This is a genomic window from Sphingobacterium lactis (assembly GCF_011046555.1).
GTDB lineage: Bacteria > Bacteroidota > Bacteroidia > Sphingobacteriales > Sphingobacteriaceae > Sphingobacterium > Sphingobacterium lactis.
In genome coordinates, this window is record NZ_CP049246.1 from 3,739,869 (window position 1) to 3,755,869 (window position 16,001).

Here is a 16,001-nt window from a genome sequence, read left to right on the forward strand (position 1 = left end):
TTAAATTGCCTGACTGAATAAATTCTCCCGTTCCTTGGTCTGTTGCAGGCGCTCATCAAAAGCCATACATACGTTCCGCAGAAAAGATTTCCCCACCTCCGTAATGGTAATGACGTTTCCATCGATGGATACCAATGCATCGGCTACCAAAGGCTGCAATCTTTCGATAATCTTTGCGTTTTTATCAAAGCCTGGCTTCAGCACCACCTTTCCGCGGCACATCATATCGAGGATATAGGTACGGATAACCTCATCTTCCTGATTGAGGATGTGTCCTTTTACCACGGGCAGCTTGCCCTCACCGATCAATTGATGGTATTCCTCCACGGTCTTAACGTTCTGTGCAAATGCGGTCCAGGCATCGGAAATGGACGAAACCCCCAATCCGATCAGCAAGGGTGTATAGCGGTCGGCGTAGCCCATAAAGTTCCGGTGGAGTGTGCCATCGATAGATGCGATAAACAGTGCATCCTCCGTTTTGGCAAAATGATCCATACCCACATCCTGGTAACCAGATTCCTGGATCATTTGTTTTCCTAATTTATAGAGGTTCAATTTTTCCTCACCAACAGGGAGGTCATGCTCCGTAAATCGGCGCTGCCCAGGTTTGATCCATGGCACATGCGCATAGCTGTAGAAAGAAATGCGATCGGGGTTCAATTGCATCGAATGCTCAATGGTCATGCGTACCGATTCTGCAGTTTGCAGGGGCAAACCGTAGATCAGGTCAAAATTAATGGACTCATAACCCAAACCACGGGCTTGATCCATGACCCGTGCCACATCCGCAACGGTCTGATGCCTATTGATTATAAATTGAACACGTTCATCAAAATCCTGAATGCCCAAACTCAGTCGCTTGAAACCCAAATCAAATAGGGTTTTCAGGTGGTCATACGTCGTATTTGCAGGGTGTGCCTCGAAGGAAAAGGAAGCATCGGCGGTCTTTTCATTTCCCGCCAACAGTCCACTGATCAGGCGATGCAAATTCTCGGCAGTAAAAAAGGTTGGTGTACCACCGCCCAAATGAATTTCAGCAATCTTTAACGATTCTTCCCCCAACAATTCCTTATACATGGCCCATTCCTTCAATAGGGAGGTGATATACGGATCTTCCACTTTGTGGTTCTTGGTGATCCGCGTATTGCACCCACAGTAAGTACAAAGGCTTTCGCAATACGGTAGATGGACATAGATACTGATGCCTGCATCTTTCGATTGCTGGAAATTCAGCGCTACACGATCCTGCCATTGTGCCGCAGTGAATTGATCATTCTCCCAGAAGGGTACAGTAGGGTAACTAGTATAACGTGGTGCAGCTACATTGTATTTACGAATGAGCTGATTGAAGTTTTCATTTTCCATGATGTTGTCCGATTTTAACCTTATTCGTGCAGTCCATTCTGCACTGGCACGCTTCGCCTGCACAGCCTCCCACCATCCATTGGGTCAGATTCAGGATTGCCTGCTTGGCGATATTCTCTGGTGTGGTTTCAAAAGGCACGTTGGCGACATGCATCTTTAACTGACCAGCATAATCCAGGTCTATATGATCGGTAGTTTTCGAACGGGTGACGATATTCTTCACCCCTAATTTGGAGAGTTCAAATAGCATGATACGATCCAGAACATCGCGATCTGATATAATAACAGCCTCTTTCCCCATCGCATAATGCATCGTGCTAAAATTCAATTCATTGGATATCAATGTCAAATCATGCACCTTTCCATTTGCTCTGGCGAGATGTTCCTTTTCAGAACCCAAGATATTATATGCGATTACTCTCATCCCGATATTCAGATTAATATTTTCAAAAGTAGCATATACCATACGCCTAACGAATGAACTGCATCATTACAGAAAGTGATTTATATCACGGTAATGACGTTCAAGGCTAAAGAACTTATCGGGACAAAAAAAAGAGTCGGCTGGAAAATCCAACCGACTCTTTCATATTATTAAACAAAAAGACTTAATCTTTCTTTTTATTGTCCTTCACATCTGAAGCTAGGGAATCGTCATCTTTGGTCGATTTCTTATCCGCTACAACCGATATTTCCTGTTTTTCTTCATTGAAGTCTACCAGGATGGCTTCACCGGATTTCAATTCGCCCTTGAGGATTTCTTCCGCGATTGGATCTTCCAGGTATTTCTGGATGGCCCGTTTCAGTGGTCGAGCACCGAAGTTGCTATCATAACCCTTCTCGGCAATGTAGTTTTTCGCTTTCTCCGTTAAACGGATGGCATGGCCCAAGCCTTCGATACGGGTGAACAATGCTTTCAACTCGATATCGATAATCTTGAAGATATGCTCCTTGGTTAGGGAGTTGAAGACGATAACATCATCGATACGGTTCAAGAACTCCGGAGCAAAGGCACGTTTCAACGCAGTTTCAATAACTCCACGTGAATGGGAATCTGCTTGGTTTTCCTTCGCCGCAGTGGTAAATCCGACACCTTGACCGAATTCCTTCAATTGACGGGCACCGATATTCGAAGTCATGATGATGATGGTATTTCTGAAATCCACCTTACGACCCAAACTATCCGTCAACTGTCCTTCATCCAATACCTGCAACAGTAAGTTGAACACATCCGGATGCGCTTTCTCGATCTCATCCAATAGCACGACAGAATATGGTTTTCTGCGCACCTTCTCGGTCAGTTGACCACCTTCTTCGTAGCCTACATATCCCGGAGGCGCTCCTACCAATCTGGATACCGCGAATTTTTCCATGTATTCGCTCATATCGATTTGGATCAATGCATCTTCGGAATCGAACATGAATCTGGCCAGTTCTTTCGCCAACTCAGTCTTACCGACCCCTGTTGGTCCCAAGAATATGAATGAACCAATCGGTTTTTTCGGATCTTTCAATCCGGCACGAGTCCGTTGGATCGCCTTCACCAATTTCTGAACAGCGTCATCCTGACCAATGATACGGCCTTTCATGGATTCGCCCATGTTCAACAATTTCTGGCTGTCGGATTGGCTTACACGCTGAACCGGAATTCCGGTCATCATGGAAACAACTTCCGCCACATTATCCTCCGAAACGGTATACCGTTTGGTCTTAGTTTCAGCTTCCCATGCTGCTTTTTCCTTTTCCAACTCTTCAATCAGCTTCTTCTCCGTATCCCGAAGTTTCGCCGCTTCTTCATATTTCTGGCTGCGAACAACCTTGTTCTTCTCTACTTTAACTTCTTCGATCTTCTCTTCGATATCGATGATGCTCTGTGGCACATGGATATTGTTGAGGTGTACACGGGAACCAGACTCATCGAGTGCATCGATGGCTTTATCCGGTAAGAATCGATCGGTAATATAGCGAGTCGTCAAGGACACACAGGCTTCAATAGCTTCTGGCGTATAGGTCACATTGTGGTGTTCCTCATACTTATCCTTGATGCGATTCAAGATCTCGATGGTATCATCGTAGGTGGTTGGTTCCACCGTTACCTTTTGGAACCTTCTATCCAAGGCGCCATCCTTCTCGATGTACTGACGGTACTCATCCAACGTGGTTGCACCAATACATTGGATTTCGCCACGTGCCAAGGCTGGTTTGAACATATTGGATGCATCCAAGGATCCCGAAGCACCACCGGCGCCCACGATCGTATGGATCTCATCGATAAACAGGATGACATCTGGAGATTTCTCCAGTTCGTTCATCACCGCTTTCATACGTTCCTCAAATTGTCCACGGTATTTTGTACCGGCAACAAGAGATGCCAAGTCCAAAGTAACCACGCGTTTGTTGAACAATACCCGCGATACTTTCCGTTGGATAATGCGCAGGGCAAGACCTTCAGCGATCGCTGATTTACCAACCCCTGGCTCACCGATCAAGATCGGGTTGTTCTTTTTCCGACGGGATAGAATCTGTGATACCCGCTCGATTTCCTTTTCACGACCAACGATCGGATCCAGCTTACCTTCTTCGGCAGCCTTGGTCAAGTCACGACCAAAGTTATCGAGTACAGGGGTTTTCGATTTGATATCGGAAACCTTCTTCGGCGAGGTAAATTGTGCATCGTCATCGGCAAATTCATCATCCCCACCCGAAGGGGTGTTGGATGCCTCATCGGTAATGCCCGTTGCATTCTGTTCTACCTCAGCTTTAAAAACGTTGTAGGTGACATTGAATTGCTGGAAGATCTGTGATGCGATGTTCTCTTCATCGCGCAAGATCGCCAACAGTAAATGTTCCGTGCCAATGATATCGCTTTTGAATATCTTGGCCTCGAGGTATGTGATTTTTAATACTTTCTCTGCTTGTTTCGTCAGCGGCATGTTGCTGATCGGCGAACGTGAAACGGAAGAACCTTTCACAGCATCCTCCACAGTTTGGCGTACTTCGCTCATATCGATACCAAGATTTTTCAAGATCTTGATCGCAACACCATCGCCCTCACGAATCAATCCCAAAAGTAGATGCTCTGTCCCGATATAATCGTGACGCAGGCGAAGGGCCTCCTCACGGCTATAGGAGATAACATCTTTTACTCGGGGTGAAAATTTTGCTTCCATTAAATTCCTTTCTCAATTAATTTCGAGTGATCAATTGTATAAATGTACTAAAAATACACTTGACACCCATTTGTTACGGTAATTTTTTATCAACAATTACGCCACAGGCTAAAAACTATCAAAATGTCAGTATTTCCTTTATCTTTGTGTAAAAACACAACTTTAAGATTCGCACACCTATGTCTGACGAAAAAATCATATTTTCCATGGCGGGGGTAAACAAAATTTACCCGCCATCCAAGCAAGTACTTAAAAACATCTATCTTTCTTTCTTCTATGGAGCAAAAATCGGGGTCATTGGTTTAAATGGTTCCGGAAAATCGTCGCTCCTGAAAATCATCGCCGGACTGGATAAATCCTACCAAGGCGAGGTGGTCTTTTCACCGGGTTATTCCGTGGGTTATTTAGCTCAGGAGCCTGAATTGGACGCTACCAAAACGGTTCGTGAGATTGTGGAAGAAGGAGTTGCCGAAACCACCTCCATCCTCAAAGAGTATGAGGAAATCAACGAGAAATTCGGCCTTCCCGAGGTCTATGAGAATGCGGATGAGATGGATAAACTTTTAGCCAGACAGGGTGAATTACAAGATCTTATCGATGCGACCAACGCTTGGGAATTGGACAGTAAATTGGAGCGTGCCATGGATGCACTGCGCTGCCCGGAGCCTGACGCTTTGATTGCCAATTTGTCAGGAGGAGAGCGCCGTCGCGTAGCCATGTGTCGTTTATTATTACAAGAACCTGACGTACTCTTGCTCGATGAGCCCACCAACCACTTGGATGCTGAATCCATCGACTGGTTGGAACAGCACTTGCAACAATATAAAGGTACGGTGATCGCCGTTACGCACGACCGTTATTTCTTGGACAACGTAGCCGGCTGGATCCTAGAACTTGACCGAGGCGAAGGTATTCCTTGGAAAGGAAATTATTCATCCTGGTTAGACCAGAAAGCAAAACGTCTGGCACAGGAAGAGAAACAGGAAACCAAACGCCAGAAGACTTTGGAAAGAGAGTTGGAATGGGTGAAGATGGCACCAAAGGCCAGACATGCCAAATCCAAGGCGCGTTTGCACAACTACGAAAAATTAGCGTCCGAGGAAACGAAAGAACGCGAAGAGAAATTAGAGCTCTTTATCCCTCCGGGACCACGCTTGGGGAATGTGGTGATTGAAGCCAATGGCGTTTCCAAAGCCTATGGTGACCGCATTCTATTCGAAGACCTGAGCTTCTCCCTCCCTCCTGCTGGAATCGTCGGCATTATTGGCCCGAACGGTGCCGGTAAGACCACGTTATTCCGCTTGATTACCGGACAGGAACAGGCCGATACGGGAACTTTCCGCGTGGGTGAAACTGTTGAACTGGGTTATGTGGATCAAATGCACGACGACCTCGATCCGAACAAAACAGTTTGGGAAAATATCACAGGTGGCAATGAGAACATCATGTTGGGCAACAAATCCATGAACTCCAGGGCGTATGTGTCCAAGTTCAACTTCAATGGTGGCGATCAACAGAAAAAAGTAGGTGTACTTTCTGGTGGTGAGCGAAACCGTGTACACTTGGCCATTACCTTGAAAAAGGGAGCCAACGTGCTATTGCTGGATGAGCCGACCAATGACATCGACGTGAATACCCTGCGTGCACTGGAAGAGGGTCTGGAAAATTTCGGCGGCTGTGCCGTTATTATTTCCCACGACCGATGGTTCCTGAACAGAATCTGTACGCACATCTTGGCGTTCGAAGGTGACTCTCAAGTTTACTTCTTCGAAGGGAACTACACAGAGTACGAGGAGAACCGCAAGAAACGTCTGGGCGATGTCGGACCAAAACGAATTAAATACAAGAAATTAGTTAAATAAAATCGTGTTAGAATCAGCAAAACTTCTCGAAGCGATTATTGACAATGCGATCGATGGGATCATCACCATCGATCCGCATGGCATCGTGGAAAGCATTAACCCCGCTGCCCTGGACCTTTTTGGCTATGCGGCCGAAGAGGTTGTCGGCAATAACATTAGCATGCTTATGCCTGAACCCGACCGATCCAACCATGACCGCTACATCGAAAGTTATGAGGAAACAGGAAAGAAGAAAATCATTGGCATCGGCAGGGAAGTTCGTGGTCTGAAAAAAAACGGCACCACCTTTCCCTTCCGCTTGGCGGTGAGTGAGGTGTTCTATAAGGACAGAAAAATTTTTACCGGTTTTATCCATGACCTCACGAAAGAGAAGGAAGCGGAGAACGAGCTCAAGAAGCATACGCAGGAATTGGAACTTAAGGTTCGCGAGCGAACGAAGGACCTGATCAAGCTGGTTTCCGAATTGGAGCGCGCGAAGCAGGATGTTTCCAATTCCCTGGAGAAAGAAAAGGAACTGAGCCAACTGAAATCCAGGTTCGTTTCTATGGCCTCGCACGAGTTCAGGACACCCCTGAGTTCGGTACAGCTTTCTGCTTCGCTAATCGATCGCTATGTGGAAAAGTCGGAATATGGTCCGATTGAAAAACATACGAACCGCATCAAGAGCTCGGTACAATTGCTGAACACCATCTTGAACGACTTCCTGAATCTCGAAAAATTGGAGGCTGGGGTTGTTGTGGTCAATAAAACCGAAACCAACATCGTCCAATTGGGCGAGGAGATTGCAGAAGAGATGCAATTGATCTGTAAGAAGAACCAACACATCGTTTACCAACATACCGGGGAAGATTCGGGATTCCTGATCGACCCGAATCTATTGAAGAATTCGATTATTAACCTCATCTCGAATGCCATAAAATATTCAGGCGAGGATACCTTTATCGAATTCAATACACAGGTGGGCAGAAATCAACTATTGGTAACGGTGAAAGATAATGGCATCGGGATTCCACAGGAAGAACAGGTGAATCTTTTCGAACCTTTCTTCCGTGCCAACAATACCGGCAATATTCCAGGAACGGGATTGGGTCTGAACATCGTCAAACGCTATGTCGAGTTGATGGGCGGGCGATTGGAATATTGGTCGGAAGTAAATCAAGGAGCCATTTTTAAACTATTTTTTATCCAAGAGTAATGGAAAAGAAAAAGATATTAATTATAGAAGACAACAGTGATATCCGGGAAAGTACGGCCGAGATCCTCGAGCTGACGGGTGCCTATTCGGTTATATTGGCGGAGGAAGGAAAGACGGGTGTGGATATGGCAATCAAACATAAACCGGATATGATCCTCTGCGACATCATGATGCCGGAGTTGGATGGCTACGGCGTTCTTTTCATGCTGAGCAAGAACGAAACCACCCAGCAGATTCCCTTTATTTTCCTGACGGCAAAGGCGGAAAAAGCAGACCTGCGCAAAGCAATGGAAATGGGCGCAGACGATTACCTGACCAAGCCCTTCGATGATCTGGAATTACTCAACGCCATCGAAAGCCGATTTAAAAAGAGATCACAGATCCAGGTGAAAGTAGCACCTGCTGCGGACACCCTACATTTGGATGAGCAGGAACAGGCATACCTCTTGCAGGACCTGGTCGACCATGGTCGCATCAAGACCATCAAAAAGAAACAGACCATCTACGAATCCGGCGACACACCGGTCTATGTGTATTACATTAAAAAAGGCAAGGTAAGAAGTTACCTCAATTACAAGGACGGACGTGAACTCTCCACGAACATCTACGTTGAAAACCAGTTCTTCGGCTTGGAATCGGTGCTCTTGAACGATAAATATGGCGACAACACCTCGACCTTGGAAGATGCCGAAATTGCCTTAATCCATAAAGACAATTTCTTCGAACTGATGTACAAGAAACCTGGTATTGCTTCAAAATTGATCAAGGTACTTTCACAGAATATTCGTGAAAAAGAAGAACAGATGTTGGGTTTTGCCTATGATTCGGTTCGCAAGCGGGTAGCGAATGCGCTGGTGAATGTGGCGGAGAAATCATCAACGGAAAAGGATGAAGTCACGATCAAGATATCACGCGATGATCTTGCTGCACTGGCGGGTACCGCAAACGAGACTATTTCGCGAATGCTTGCCGACTTTAAGGATGAAAAATTGCTTACCAAGGAAGGAAATGCAATTATCATCTTTTCGGTAGAAAGACTGAAAAACATCAAGCAATAGCATAAAAAGACGCATAACAAAGGACTCAAAGCCTATTATTTTCATGTTTTGAGATAATATGGCAGGCTCTTTGTTAGGTTAACGATAAAATTTTATAAAGGAAATTTAAACTTTCTTACTGAATATTTGTCTTTAATCTAATAACTAAGGACTTATTACTCAAATTACCACATCATGATAATGAAAAAACTTTTATTGGCTTTTGCTATTGGAACAGCTTCCCTAGTAACATTTTCTTCTTGTACGAAAGAAACTATCAACTACCTTCCAGGTAAAACGATCGTATTACCCGTAAAACCGGCAGATTGGAAAAGAACTGGTAATGTGTACGAATACACTTTTGATATGCCTGAAATTACGGATAGGATCTTTGAGGATGGATTCGTGGATGTGGCGATATCATTTGATAAATCCCCGAATTACTACGATAACATCGCTGCTACGATTGGGAATTACCACTATTCTTTCCAATATGGAAAAGGTGAAGTAACGATCTTTGCAGAATTTCTGGGATCGAATCCAGTACCTCCTGAAGGAATGTTGGTGAAAATCATGGTTTCAGATGCCGAAATAGGCAACTAATAGAAAAAAAAATTAAAGGAGTCCAATCGGGCTCCTTTCTTTTTTCAATTCCAAAGCATTTAATTACTTCAGCATCTCTCTGGCATGCTGTATGGCTGTTTCTTCTGGATTTGCCCCACTGAGCATCTGTGCAATCTCCAAAACCCGCTGTTCGGAATCCATCAATACAATATTCGATTTGGTCTTGGTCCCAAGATCCTCCTTATAGACCTTAAAGTGTGCATCACCTTTTGATGCGATCTGTGGCAGGTGTGTAATGCTGATGACCTGCATATTTTCTGCGAGTTCTTCCATCACCTCCCCTACGCGTAGGGCAACCTCACCTGAAATTCCTGTATCGATTTCGTCAAAGATAATGGTCGGCAGTGCAGATGATTTGGCCACCAGTGATTTTATGGCGAGCATCACGCGGGAAAGCTCTCCTCCAGACGCCACTTTGTGAATGGGCTGCAGCGTCTGTCCCTTATTTGCAGAAAAAAGAAACGCGACCTCATCCTGACCGGAACTTTTAAACGTATCCAGTACCTCCATCGAAACCTTGAGCTGTGCGTGCGGCATGCCTACTCGGTTAAGTACCGATTTAACTTCATCCTCCAATAACTTGGTGGCTTTGGTTCTGTTGCGCGTCAACTGGGCCGCAAGTTTAAGTAAATCTGTATGCTGCTTTTCAATGGCTATCTTTAACGCTTCGATCTGTTCGCTCTGCGAATCGGCAGCCATCAATTTACCCTCGAAATCATCTTTAAGCGCGAGCAGCTCCGCTACGGTCGTTACCCTGTGCTTTTTCTGCAGGTCATACAGTCCGGAAAGGCGCTCGTTGACAATAGAAAGTCGTTCCTCATTCATCGTGACGCTATCCCCTACCTGTTCTATTTCAGCGCTCAGATCCTTCAGCTCGATCAGCGTACTCTGCAAACGCTCCAATAACGGCTCTGCCGTGGGCAGATAGCGGACCCCCTGTTGCAGAGCGACCTGTACCTGCTTCAGACCATCCAGGATATTGATTTCTCCATCCTGCAATTGTCCATTGGCTGCATGGAAATGTCTTTTTATTTCCTCCGCATTTGCCAATTGGGTCTGTTCGCTTTCAAGGTCTTCCTGTTCGTTCACCTGTAGGTTAGCCTCCTCCAATTCATTGAAAACAAACTGATGGTAATCCGCTTCCTGCCGCGAACGATCCTGATCTTCTTCCAACTGCTTCAATTCAGTTTTCAGCTTTTTGAACGTCTGGTATTGTTTCTTGTAATCCTGCACCAGATCGGTATGCTTAGCCACCGTATCCAGGACCAGAAGCTGGAAGGTTTCCGTATTGATCTGCAGGGTGGCATGCTGGGAGTGGATATCGATCAGCTGCTCCCCCAAAATTTTCAGGGTCTGCAATGTAACGGGAGTATCATTGACGAAAGCACGTGATTTACCGTCGGCCTGCAATTCCCGACGGATAATGCTCAGGTCATCGTAATCCAAGTCAAGGGAAGCAAATAAGTCCTGCAACTGGTAATTCTGGATAGCAAAGGATCCTTCGATCACACATTTCTTTGTTTCATCGAAGAAGTGCTTGCTCTCGGCGCGATTACCCAAGATCAAACCCAGGGCACCCATGATAATGGATTTCCCGGCTCCGGTTTCCCCCGTAATGATATTCAGTTTAGGATTGAAGTCGATGTCCAATGCATCTATCAATGCATAATTCTTTATCTGTAGCTTACTTAACATGCAGTGTCTCGTTCTAAAAGGATGTGCTGCGCCAGAATGCTGTGATCCGGCACGAGCACGCTGTTCAAATATAATTAATTCCTGAACCATGGAAAAAATAAAGACTTTTTATTCTTGAAATTTGCCCGCAATCTGATATGTTTGTAGGGATGCCTGACTTCAGCAAACAATTAAGCAAATACATCCCTTCCGCTGCTGCACCGATCATTTCCCAATGGATCAATGATTCGGGCTGTCGCTTTAAGGTGACGCGATCCAGGGCATCGAAATTGGGAGACTATCGATCTCCCTACCGGAATGAACCCCACCAGATCACGATCAATCACGATCTGAATCCCTATTCGTTTCTCATCACGACGGTCCATGAATTTGCGCACTTAAAGACCTGGCAGGAATACAAGAATAAAGTGAAGCCCCACGGCGCTGAATGGAAGGAAAATTTCAAGCGGCTGATGGATGCGTTCCTTAAACTCCATATCTTCCCAGAAGATGTAAATTTGGCCTTGATCCGCTACATGAACAACCCGGCGGCCTCCAGCTGCACCGATCTCAACCTGTATCGGATACTGAAGACTTACGACGCCGGAGAGACTACCGCTACAACGATCGATCATATCGAATTCCACACCTATTTTGCTACGCGCAACGGCCGAGTTTTCCAAAAGATGGAAAAACTGCGCAAGCGCTACAAATGCATGGAGGTAAAAACCCAGCGGATCTATCTTTTTCACCCCATTGCGGAGGTTTTCCCTGTAGAAATGAATTCAAATCCGTAAATTAGTGACATTACACAGCTTACCGTTTATTACAACAATTCTATGAAACAAAATCTTTTATTCGCTGCAGCGGCATTGCTGGGTCTGGCATCCTGCCAAGACGGGGGAAGTTCCTCCAGCTATGACAAAAACAGTTTGGATTCTACAGCATTGGCAGCAATCGATGAAACGAGCTACAAAGCCTATGTCACTCAACTTGCCTCAGACGAATTTCAAGGGCGTAAACCATTCAGCAAGGGCGATACCCTTACCGTGAATTATATCCAAGATCAGTTTAAGACCATCGGCTTGGCACCCGGCAATGGAGACTCCTATTTCCAGGAGGTACCCATGGTGGAGATCAGCTCCAAACCTGTCGATCCCAAGATGACCTTCAAGGGCAAAAATGGCGACCTCACCGTCACCAACTTGGATGACTATGTGATCGGTACGCCACAAATGGCGGATCAGATCGATGTCGCCAATACGGAACTCGTATTTGCGGGATTTGGTATCGTTGCACCGGAATTCAATTGGAACGATTATGAGGGCTTGGATGTAAAAGGCAAGACCGTCGTGGTAATGGTTTCGGATCCGGGCCGATACGACAAAAACTTATTCAAGGCCGATACCATGACCTATTACGGTCGTTGGACCTATAAATTTGAGGAAGCCTCCCGTCAGGGTGCTGCCGGAGTCATGATTATCCATGAAACTGAAGCGGCAAGCTACGGTTGGAATGTGGTACGCAACAGCTGGTCTGGACCGCGCCTATCCCTCATTCCTGAAAACAAAGGGTCCAATCTGGTGAAGTACCAAGGATGGATCACGTCCGAGACCGCGAAGAAATTATTTGCTTTGGGTGGTCTGAAGGCCGATATCATGGAGGACGCAAAGAAACAAGGCTTCAAACCTGTACCGATGAACATCAGTACGGGCGTGAAATTGGCCAGTACGTTTCGCGAATCCAAATCCAACAATGTGTTGGGCATGATCAAGGGCTCGAAGCGTCCTGATGAAACCATCATCTATACCGCACACTGGGATCACCTGGGCATTGGCGAGGCTGTAGAAGGCGATTCGATCTTCAATGGTGCCATTGATAACGCTACAGGTGTTGCTGCTCTGTTCGAGATTGCCAAGGCTTTCAAAGCGGCCAAGGTGCAGCCTGAACGCAGCATTGTCTTCCTTGCGGTTACGGCAGAAGAACAAGGCTTATTGGGCTCCCAGTATTATGCCGAACACCCGATCTTCCCGATCAAAACGACCGTTGCGAACCTGAACATGGACTCCTTCAATCCGGCAGGTGCAATGAATGGTTTCCGCGTTGTTGGAACCGGACAGACAGAACTGGAAGATTATGCGGTGCTTTCAGGTGCCAAATTCAATCGGAAATTAATGCCTGAGGGCAGTCCGACTTCCGGCGGATTCTATCGTTCGGACCATTTCAACTTCGTGAAAGTCGGTGTTCCCGGTCTGTACATGGGCAGTGGCGGACAATATCTTGAAAAGGATACAACCCTGCTGAACCAACGCCAACAGGCATTGGCAGGACGCTACCATGCTGTAACCGATGAAATCGATGATCACTGGAACTTCGACGGAATCATGGCTGACATCCGTCTGTTCTTCGATATCGGCTATACCTTGAGTATGGAAACCACGTTTCCGAATTTCAAGGCAAAGTCAGAGTTTAAAGAATTAGGCGACAAACGTCTGTCAAAATAGTATATTTGCTCATTAATAATTGAAACTATCATGCTTACAGGAATGACACATCTACATTCAACCCTGGCTATTGTATTATTACTAGCCCTCGTTATCTCCATCATCATTACCTTGGTTAATCTTGCTGGAAACAAACCGTACAACCGCAAGATCGCGCTTATCGGTTTAATCAGTGCCCACCTTCAATTGGTAACTGGATTGATCCTTTACTTTATTTCCGCACGTGGTTTCCAAAACCTTTCCGGTGACACCATGGGCGACAGCGTATCCAGATTGTACACCGTAGAACATCCAATTGCCATGTTATTGGGTATCATCCTGATCACGGTAGGCTATTCTAAATCCAAGAAAATCGCTGATGCAAAGCAGGCCAACAAAACGGTCCTAATTTACTACATCATCGGTTTGATCTTGATCCTTTCAAGAATCCCTTATGCTACTTGGTCCATCTTGAACTAAGTAGGACGAAATAAAAATTGAAAAAGGCTGTTCATATGTTGAGCAGCCTTTTTTTGTTGCTTTACTTCTTGCTATTGGAAGAAGTCCAATGCGCTATTCACCTGCCCGATGCAACAGGTTATCCTCAGGTAGATAATGAACTTCCCGTCCAATTTAAACGGTTATTGCCGTTGATAACGGAAAACAATTTCTTATATTTATTCCAACAACCGCTAAACCTCCTCTTTCTGGTTATTTTACCATTCTTTCAGGAAATATTACTTTTTATTTCAGAATCCCTATCGCTGACACGCTCTCACCAATTGACATTTTCAATTCGGGTACGGTTCCTTTTGCCATTTCAGAAAAATATGGTTTAGGCAAAACCAGCGTTGGACGGGGTTAGACCTTGTCTGAGGTGCATCCGAGGTGTGTGCGGGGTACTAGCGAGGTGAGAGCGTGTCTATAGACACGCTCTCACCTCGCTCTCAGTACGCTCTCACCACGCTCTCACCTCAGACAAGGTCTAGGTAAGGGTTTGGGGAGGACGTAGAGCGTTTTTAAGTATAAAACACTATATATCAATGGTATATGCTATAAATAAGCAGAAAAGTAAAGTTTGCTTTAAGCGTTTATTTGCGCTATTTGGTGGCATTGATTAACGTATATCATGGAAAATGGTGTATTGGCAAAAATTTATAGTTACACCCCTCTGGGGTTGCTTGTATTATGCAAACACATGCTAAAATAGTGACACCCCTTCGGGGTTGGATAGCGTGTTAGATACCAATTAAATTTTTCCGTCTTCAGAAGTATTGTGTGTAAAGCTGTATTGGCTGTTCCCATGTGCCTACGGCATGTTTTGGCACAAGTCCGCCATGCAACCCCGCTAGGGGTGTAACTATTTTAGGAACACCCCTTCGGGGTTGGATAGCGTGTTAGATACCAATTAAATTTTTCCGTCTTCAGAAGTATTGTGTGTAAAGCTGTATTGGCTGTTCCCATGTGCCTACGGCATGTTTTGGCACAAGTCCGCCATGCAACCCCGCTAGGGGTGTAACTATTTTAGCTCATGTTGGATCAAATCCACGAAACCCCAGAGGCGTGTAACTATTTTAGGAACACCCAAAAAATCGCCCCTTTTAAAGCCGTAAAAAATGCTGGCGCAAGAGTTGTGCGCAGGGCCAGTGCGGTGGATCTCTTGTGCCTTAAACATGCGTCAGCACCTCATAATTAATTGCACCCCAAATTTCTCTTCATCGGCCTATATCCCCAGCAACCCCGCTAGGGGTGTAACTATTTTAGCGCGTGTTGGATCAAACCCATACAACCCCAGAGGGGTGTAACTCTTTTAGGAAAACCCAAATTCAACCCATACAACTCGTGCGCCAGCATGCTGGTTAGCGCGATTAGGGCGATTTTTTGGGAGGTGATGGGCGCGCTTTGCGCGCCCATCACCTCCCAAAAAATCGCCCCTTTTAAAACCGTAAAAAACGCTGGCGCAAGAGTTGTGCGGAGGGCCATGTGCGGTGGATCTCTTGTGCCTTAAACATGCGTCAGCACCTCATAAATAATTGCATTCCAAATTTCTCTTCAGCTGCCTATCACCCATGCAACCCCGCTAGGGGTGTAACTATTTTAGCGCGTGTTGGATCAAACCCATACAACCCATGCGCCAGCGTACCGTATAAGGTCCTTTTTTTGTGCCTTAAACATGCGCTAGCACATCTCCACCTGCTTATCATACAGCCCCATTCACCTCAATCCGCTCCCAACCCCCAACAAAAAAGGTCCGGCGATTCGCCGGACCTTTTCTTTTTATCTTGTGTACTTTCCTTATTTCTTGCTGAAGCCCAAGATTGCGAAAACAATCTTGAATGCTAGGTAGGAAGCAATAATGATAGCGATATTAGCAATCCATGAGAAAATAGAAGCCATTTGATCCAACGCAGGAATAACATCCGGTACGAAACGAATGAAAACACCTACTAAACCGATAACGATTGCAACGGTCAATGAAACATAATATTCGGTACGGTTAGCGTTATTATCCGTATGTCTTGCTGGTCTTTCTACTGTTGAATTTTCCATAATAAATTATCTTCTATTAAAGCTGCACAAATGTACAAAAG

General features: G+C 45.5%; 12 protein-coding genes. 7 read left to right on the plus strand and 5 right to left on the minus strand.

The genetic code is table 11. From position 1 onward, the window contains the following. From hemN to G6N79_RS16330, 3 genes are all read right to left on the minus strand, one after another. On the minus strand, positions 1-1,365 hold the full coding sequence (hemN, locus tag G6N79_RS16320; RefSeq protein WP_103905675.1) for an oxygen-independent coproporphyrinogen III oxidase: 1,365 nt from the start codon (positions 1,363-1,365) through the stop codon (positions 1-3). Beyond that, on the minus strand, positions 1,355-1,789 hold the full coding sequence (locus G6N79_RS16325; RefSeq protein ID WP_103905913.1) for a Rossmann-fold NAD(P)-binding domain-containing protein: 435 nt from the start codon (positions 1,787-1,789) through the stop codon (positions 1,355-1,357). The genes hemN and G6N79_RS16325 overlap by 11 nt, the downstream gene beginning before the upstream one ends. A 184-nt stretch (positions 1,790-1,973) precedes the next feature. Then, entirely contained in the window at positions 1,974-4,535 is a 2,562-nt protein-coding gene (locus G6N79_RS16330) for an ATP-dependent Clp protease ATP-binding subunit (RefSeq protein ID WP_103905676.1), read from the minus strand. 179 nt (positions 4,536-4,714) lie between these two features. Between G6N79_RS16330 and ettA the strand changes: the two genes are divergently transcribed. The 4 genes from ettA to G6N79_RS16350 all read left to right on the plus strand — a co-directional run bounded on the left by ettA (position 4,715) and on the right by G6N79_RS16350 (position 9,232). Next, entirely contained in the window at positions 4,715-6,397 is a 1,683-nt protein-coding gene (ettA, locus tag G6N79_RS16335; RefSeq protein ID WP_103905677.1) for an energy-dependent translational throttle protein EttA, read from the plus strand. Positions 6,398-6,401: 4 nt separating this feature from the next. Then, positions 6,402-7,592, plus strand: coding sequence for a PAS domain-containing sensor histidine kinase (locus G6N79_RS16340; RefSeq protein WP_103905678.1), 1,191 nt, complete (start codon positions 6,402-6,404; stop codon positions 7,590-7,592). Further along, positions 7,592-8,650, plus strand: coding sequence for a response regulator (locus G6N79_RS16345; RefSeq protein WP_103905679.1), 1,059 nt, complete (start codon positions 7,592-7,594; stop codon positions 8,648-8,650). The genes G6N79_RS16340 and G6N79_RS16345 overlap by 1 nt, the downstream gene beginning before the upstream one ends. A gap of 180 nt (positions 8,651-8,830) precedes the next feature. Next, positions 8,831-9,232 (plus strand): hypothetical protein, encoded by a 402-nt coding sequence (locus tag G6N79_RS16350; RefSeq protein WP_103905680.1) that lies wholly within the window; start codon positions 8,831-8,833, stop codon positions 9,230-9,232. A 63-nt stretch (positions 9,233-9,295) separates the two neighbouring features. Here the strand turns inward: G6N79_RS16350 and recN are convergent, their stop codons facing one another. Next, complete coding sequence (gene recN, locus G6N79_RS16355; RefSeq protein ID WP_103905681.1) at positions 9,296-10,948, minus strand: DNA repair protein RecN; 1,653 nt, start codon at positions 10,946-10,948, stop codon at positions 9,296-9,298. A gap of 137 nt (positions 10,949-11,085) precedes the next feature. Between recN and G6N79_RS16360 the strand changes: the two genes are divergently transcribed. From G6N79_RS16360 to G6N79_RS16370, 3 genes are read left to right on the plus strand one after another with little or no spacing between them, the layout of a single operon-like run. Continuing rightward, positions 11,086-11,724 (plus strand): SprT-like domain-containing protein, encoded by a 639-nt coding sequence (locus G6N79_RS16360; protein ID WP_234993169.1) that lies wholly within the window; start codon positions 11,086-11,088, stop codon positions 11,722-11,724. Between the two features lie 42 nt (positions 11,725-11,766). Continuing rightward, positions 11,767-13,431, plus strand: a complete 1,665-nt coding sequence (locus G6N79_RS16365) for a M28 family metallopeptidase (RefSeq protein ID WP_103905682.1) — start codon at positions 11,767-11,769, stop codon at positions 13,429-13,431. 42 nt (positions 13,432-13,473) lie between these two features. Beyond that, complete coding sequence (locus G6N79_RS16370; RefSeq protein WP_103905915.1) at positions 13,474-13,890, plus strand: hypothetical protein; 417 nt, start codon at positions 13,474-13,476, stop codon at positions 13,888-13,890. Between the two features lie 1,815 nt (positions 13,891-15,705). Here G6N79_RS16370 and G6N79_RS16375 read toward each other — a convergent pair. Then, entirely contained in the window at positions 15,706-15,960 is a 255-nt protein-coding gene (locus G6N79_RS16375; RefSeq protein WP_103905685.1) for a hypothetical protein, read from the minus strand. Positions 15,961-16,001: the final 41 nt, after the last annotated feature.

What these genes read in the sequence shown, in the direction of transcription:
- G6N79_RS16350 (WP_103905680.1), top strand. Translation starts at nt 8,831, where the DNA reads ATGAAAAAACTTTTATTGGCTTTTGCTATTGGAACAGCTTCCCTAGTA.
- G6N79_RS16375 (WP_103905685.1), bottom strand. Translation starts at nt 15,960, where the DNA reads ATGGAAAATTCAACAGTAGAAAGACCAGCAAGACATACGGATAATAAC.
- ettA (WP_103905677.1), top strand. Translation starts at nt 4,715, where the DNA reads ATGTCTGACGAAAAAATCATATTTTCCATGGCGGGGGTAAACAAAATT.
- G6N79_RS16330 (WP_103905676.1), bottom strand. Translation starts at nt 4,535, where the DNA reads ATGGAAGCAAAATTTTCACCCCGAGTAAAAGATGTTATCTCCTATAGC.
- G6N79_RS16365 (WP_103905682.1), top strand. Translation starts at nt 11,767, where the DNA reads ATGAAACAAAATCTTTTATTCGCTGCAGCGGCATTGCTGGGTCTGGCA.
- G6N79_RS16325 (WP_103905913.1), bottom strand. Translation starts at nt 1,789, where the DNA reads ATGAGAGTAATCGCATATAATATCTTGGGTTCTGAAAAGGAACATCTC.
- G6N79_RS16370 (WP_103905915.1), top strand. Translation starts at nt 13,474, where the DNA reads ATGACACATCTACATTCAACCCTGGCTATTGTATTATTACTAGCCCTC.
- G6N79_RS16360 (WP_234993169.1), top strand. Translation starts at nt 11,086, where the DNA reads ATGTTTGTAGGGATGCCTGACTTCAGCAAACAATTAAGCAAATACATC.
- recN (WP_103905681.1), bottom strand. Translation starts at nt 10,948, where the DNA reads ATGTTAAGTAAGCTACAGATAAAGAATTATGCATTGATAGATGCATTG.
- hemN (WP_103905675.1), bottom strand. Translation starts at nt 1,365, where the DNA reads ATGGAAAATGAAAACTTCAATCAGCTCATTCGTAAATACAATGTAGCT.
- G6N79_RS16345 (WP_103905679.1), top strand. Translation starts at nt 7,592, where the DNA reads ATGGAAAAGAAAAAGATATTAATTATAGAAGACAACAGTGATATCCGG.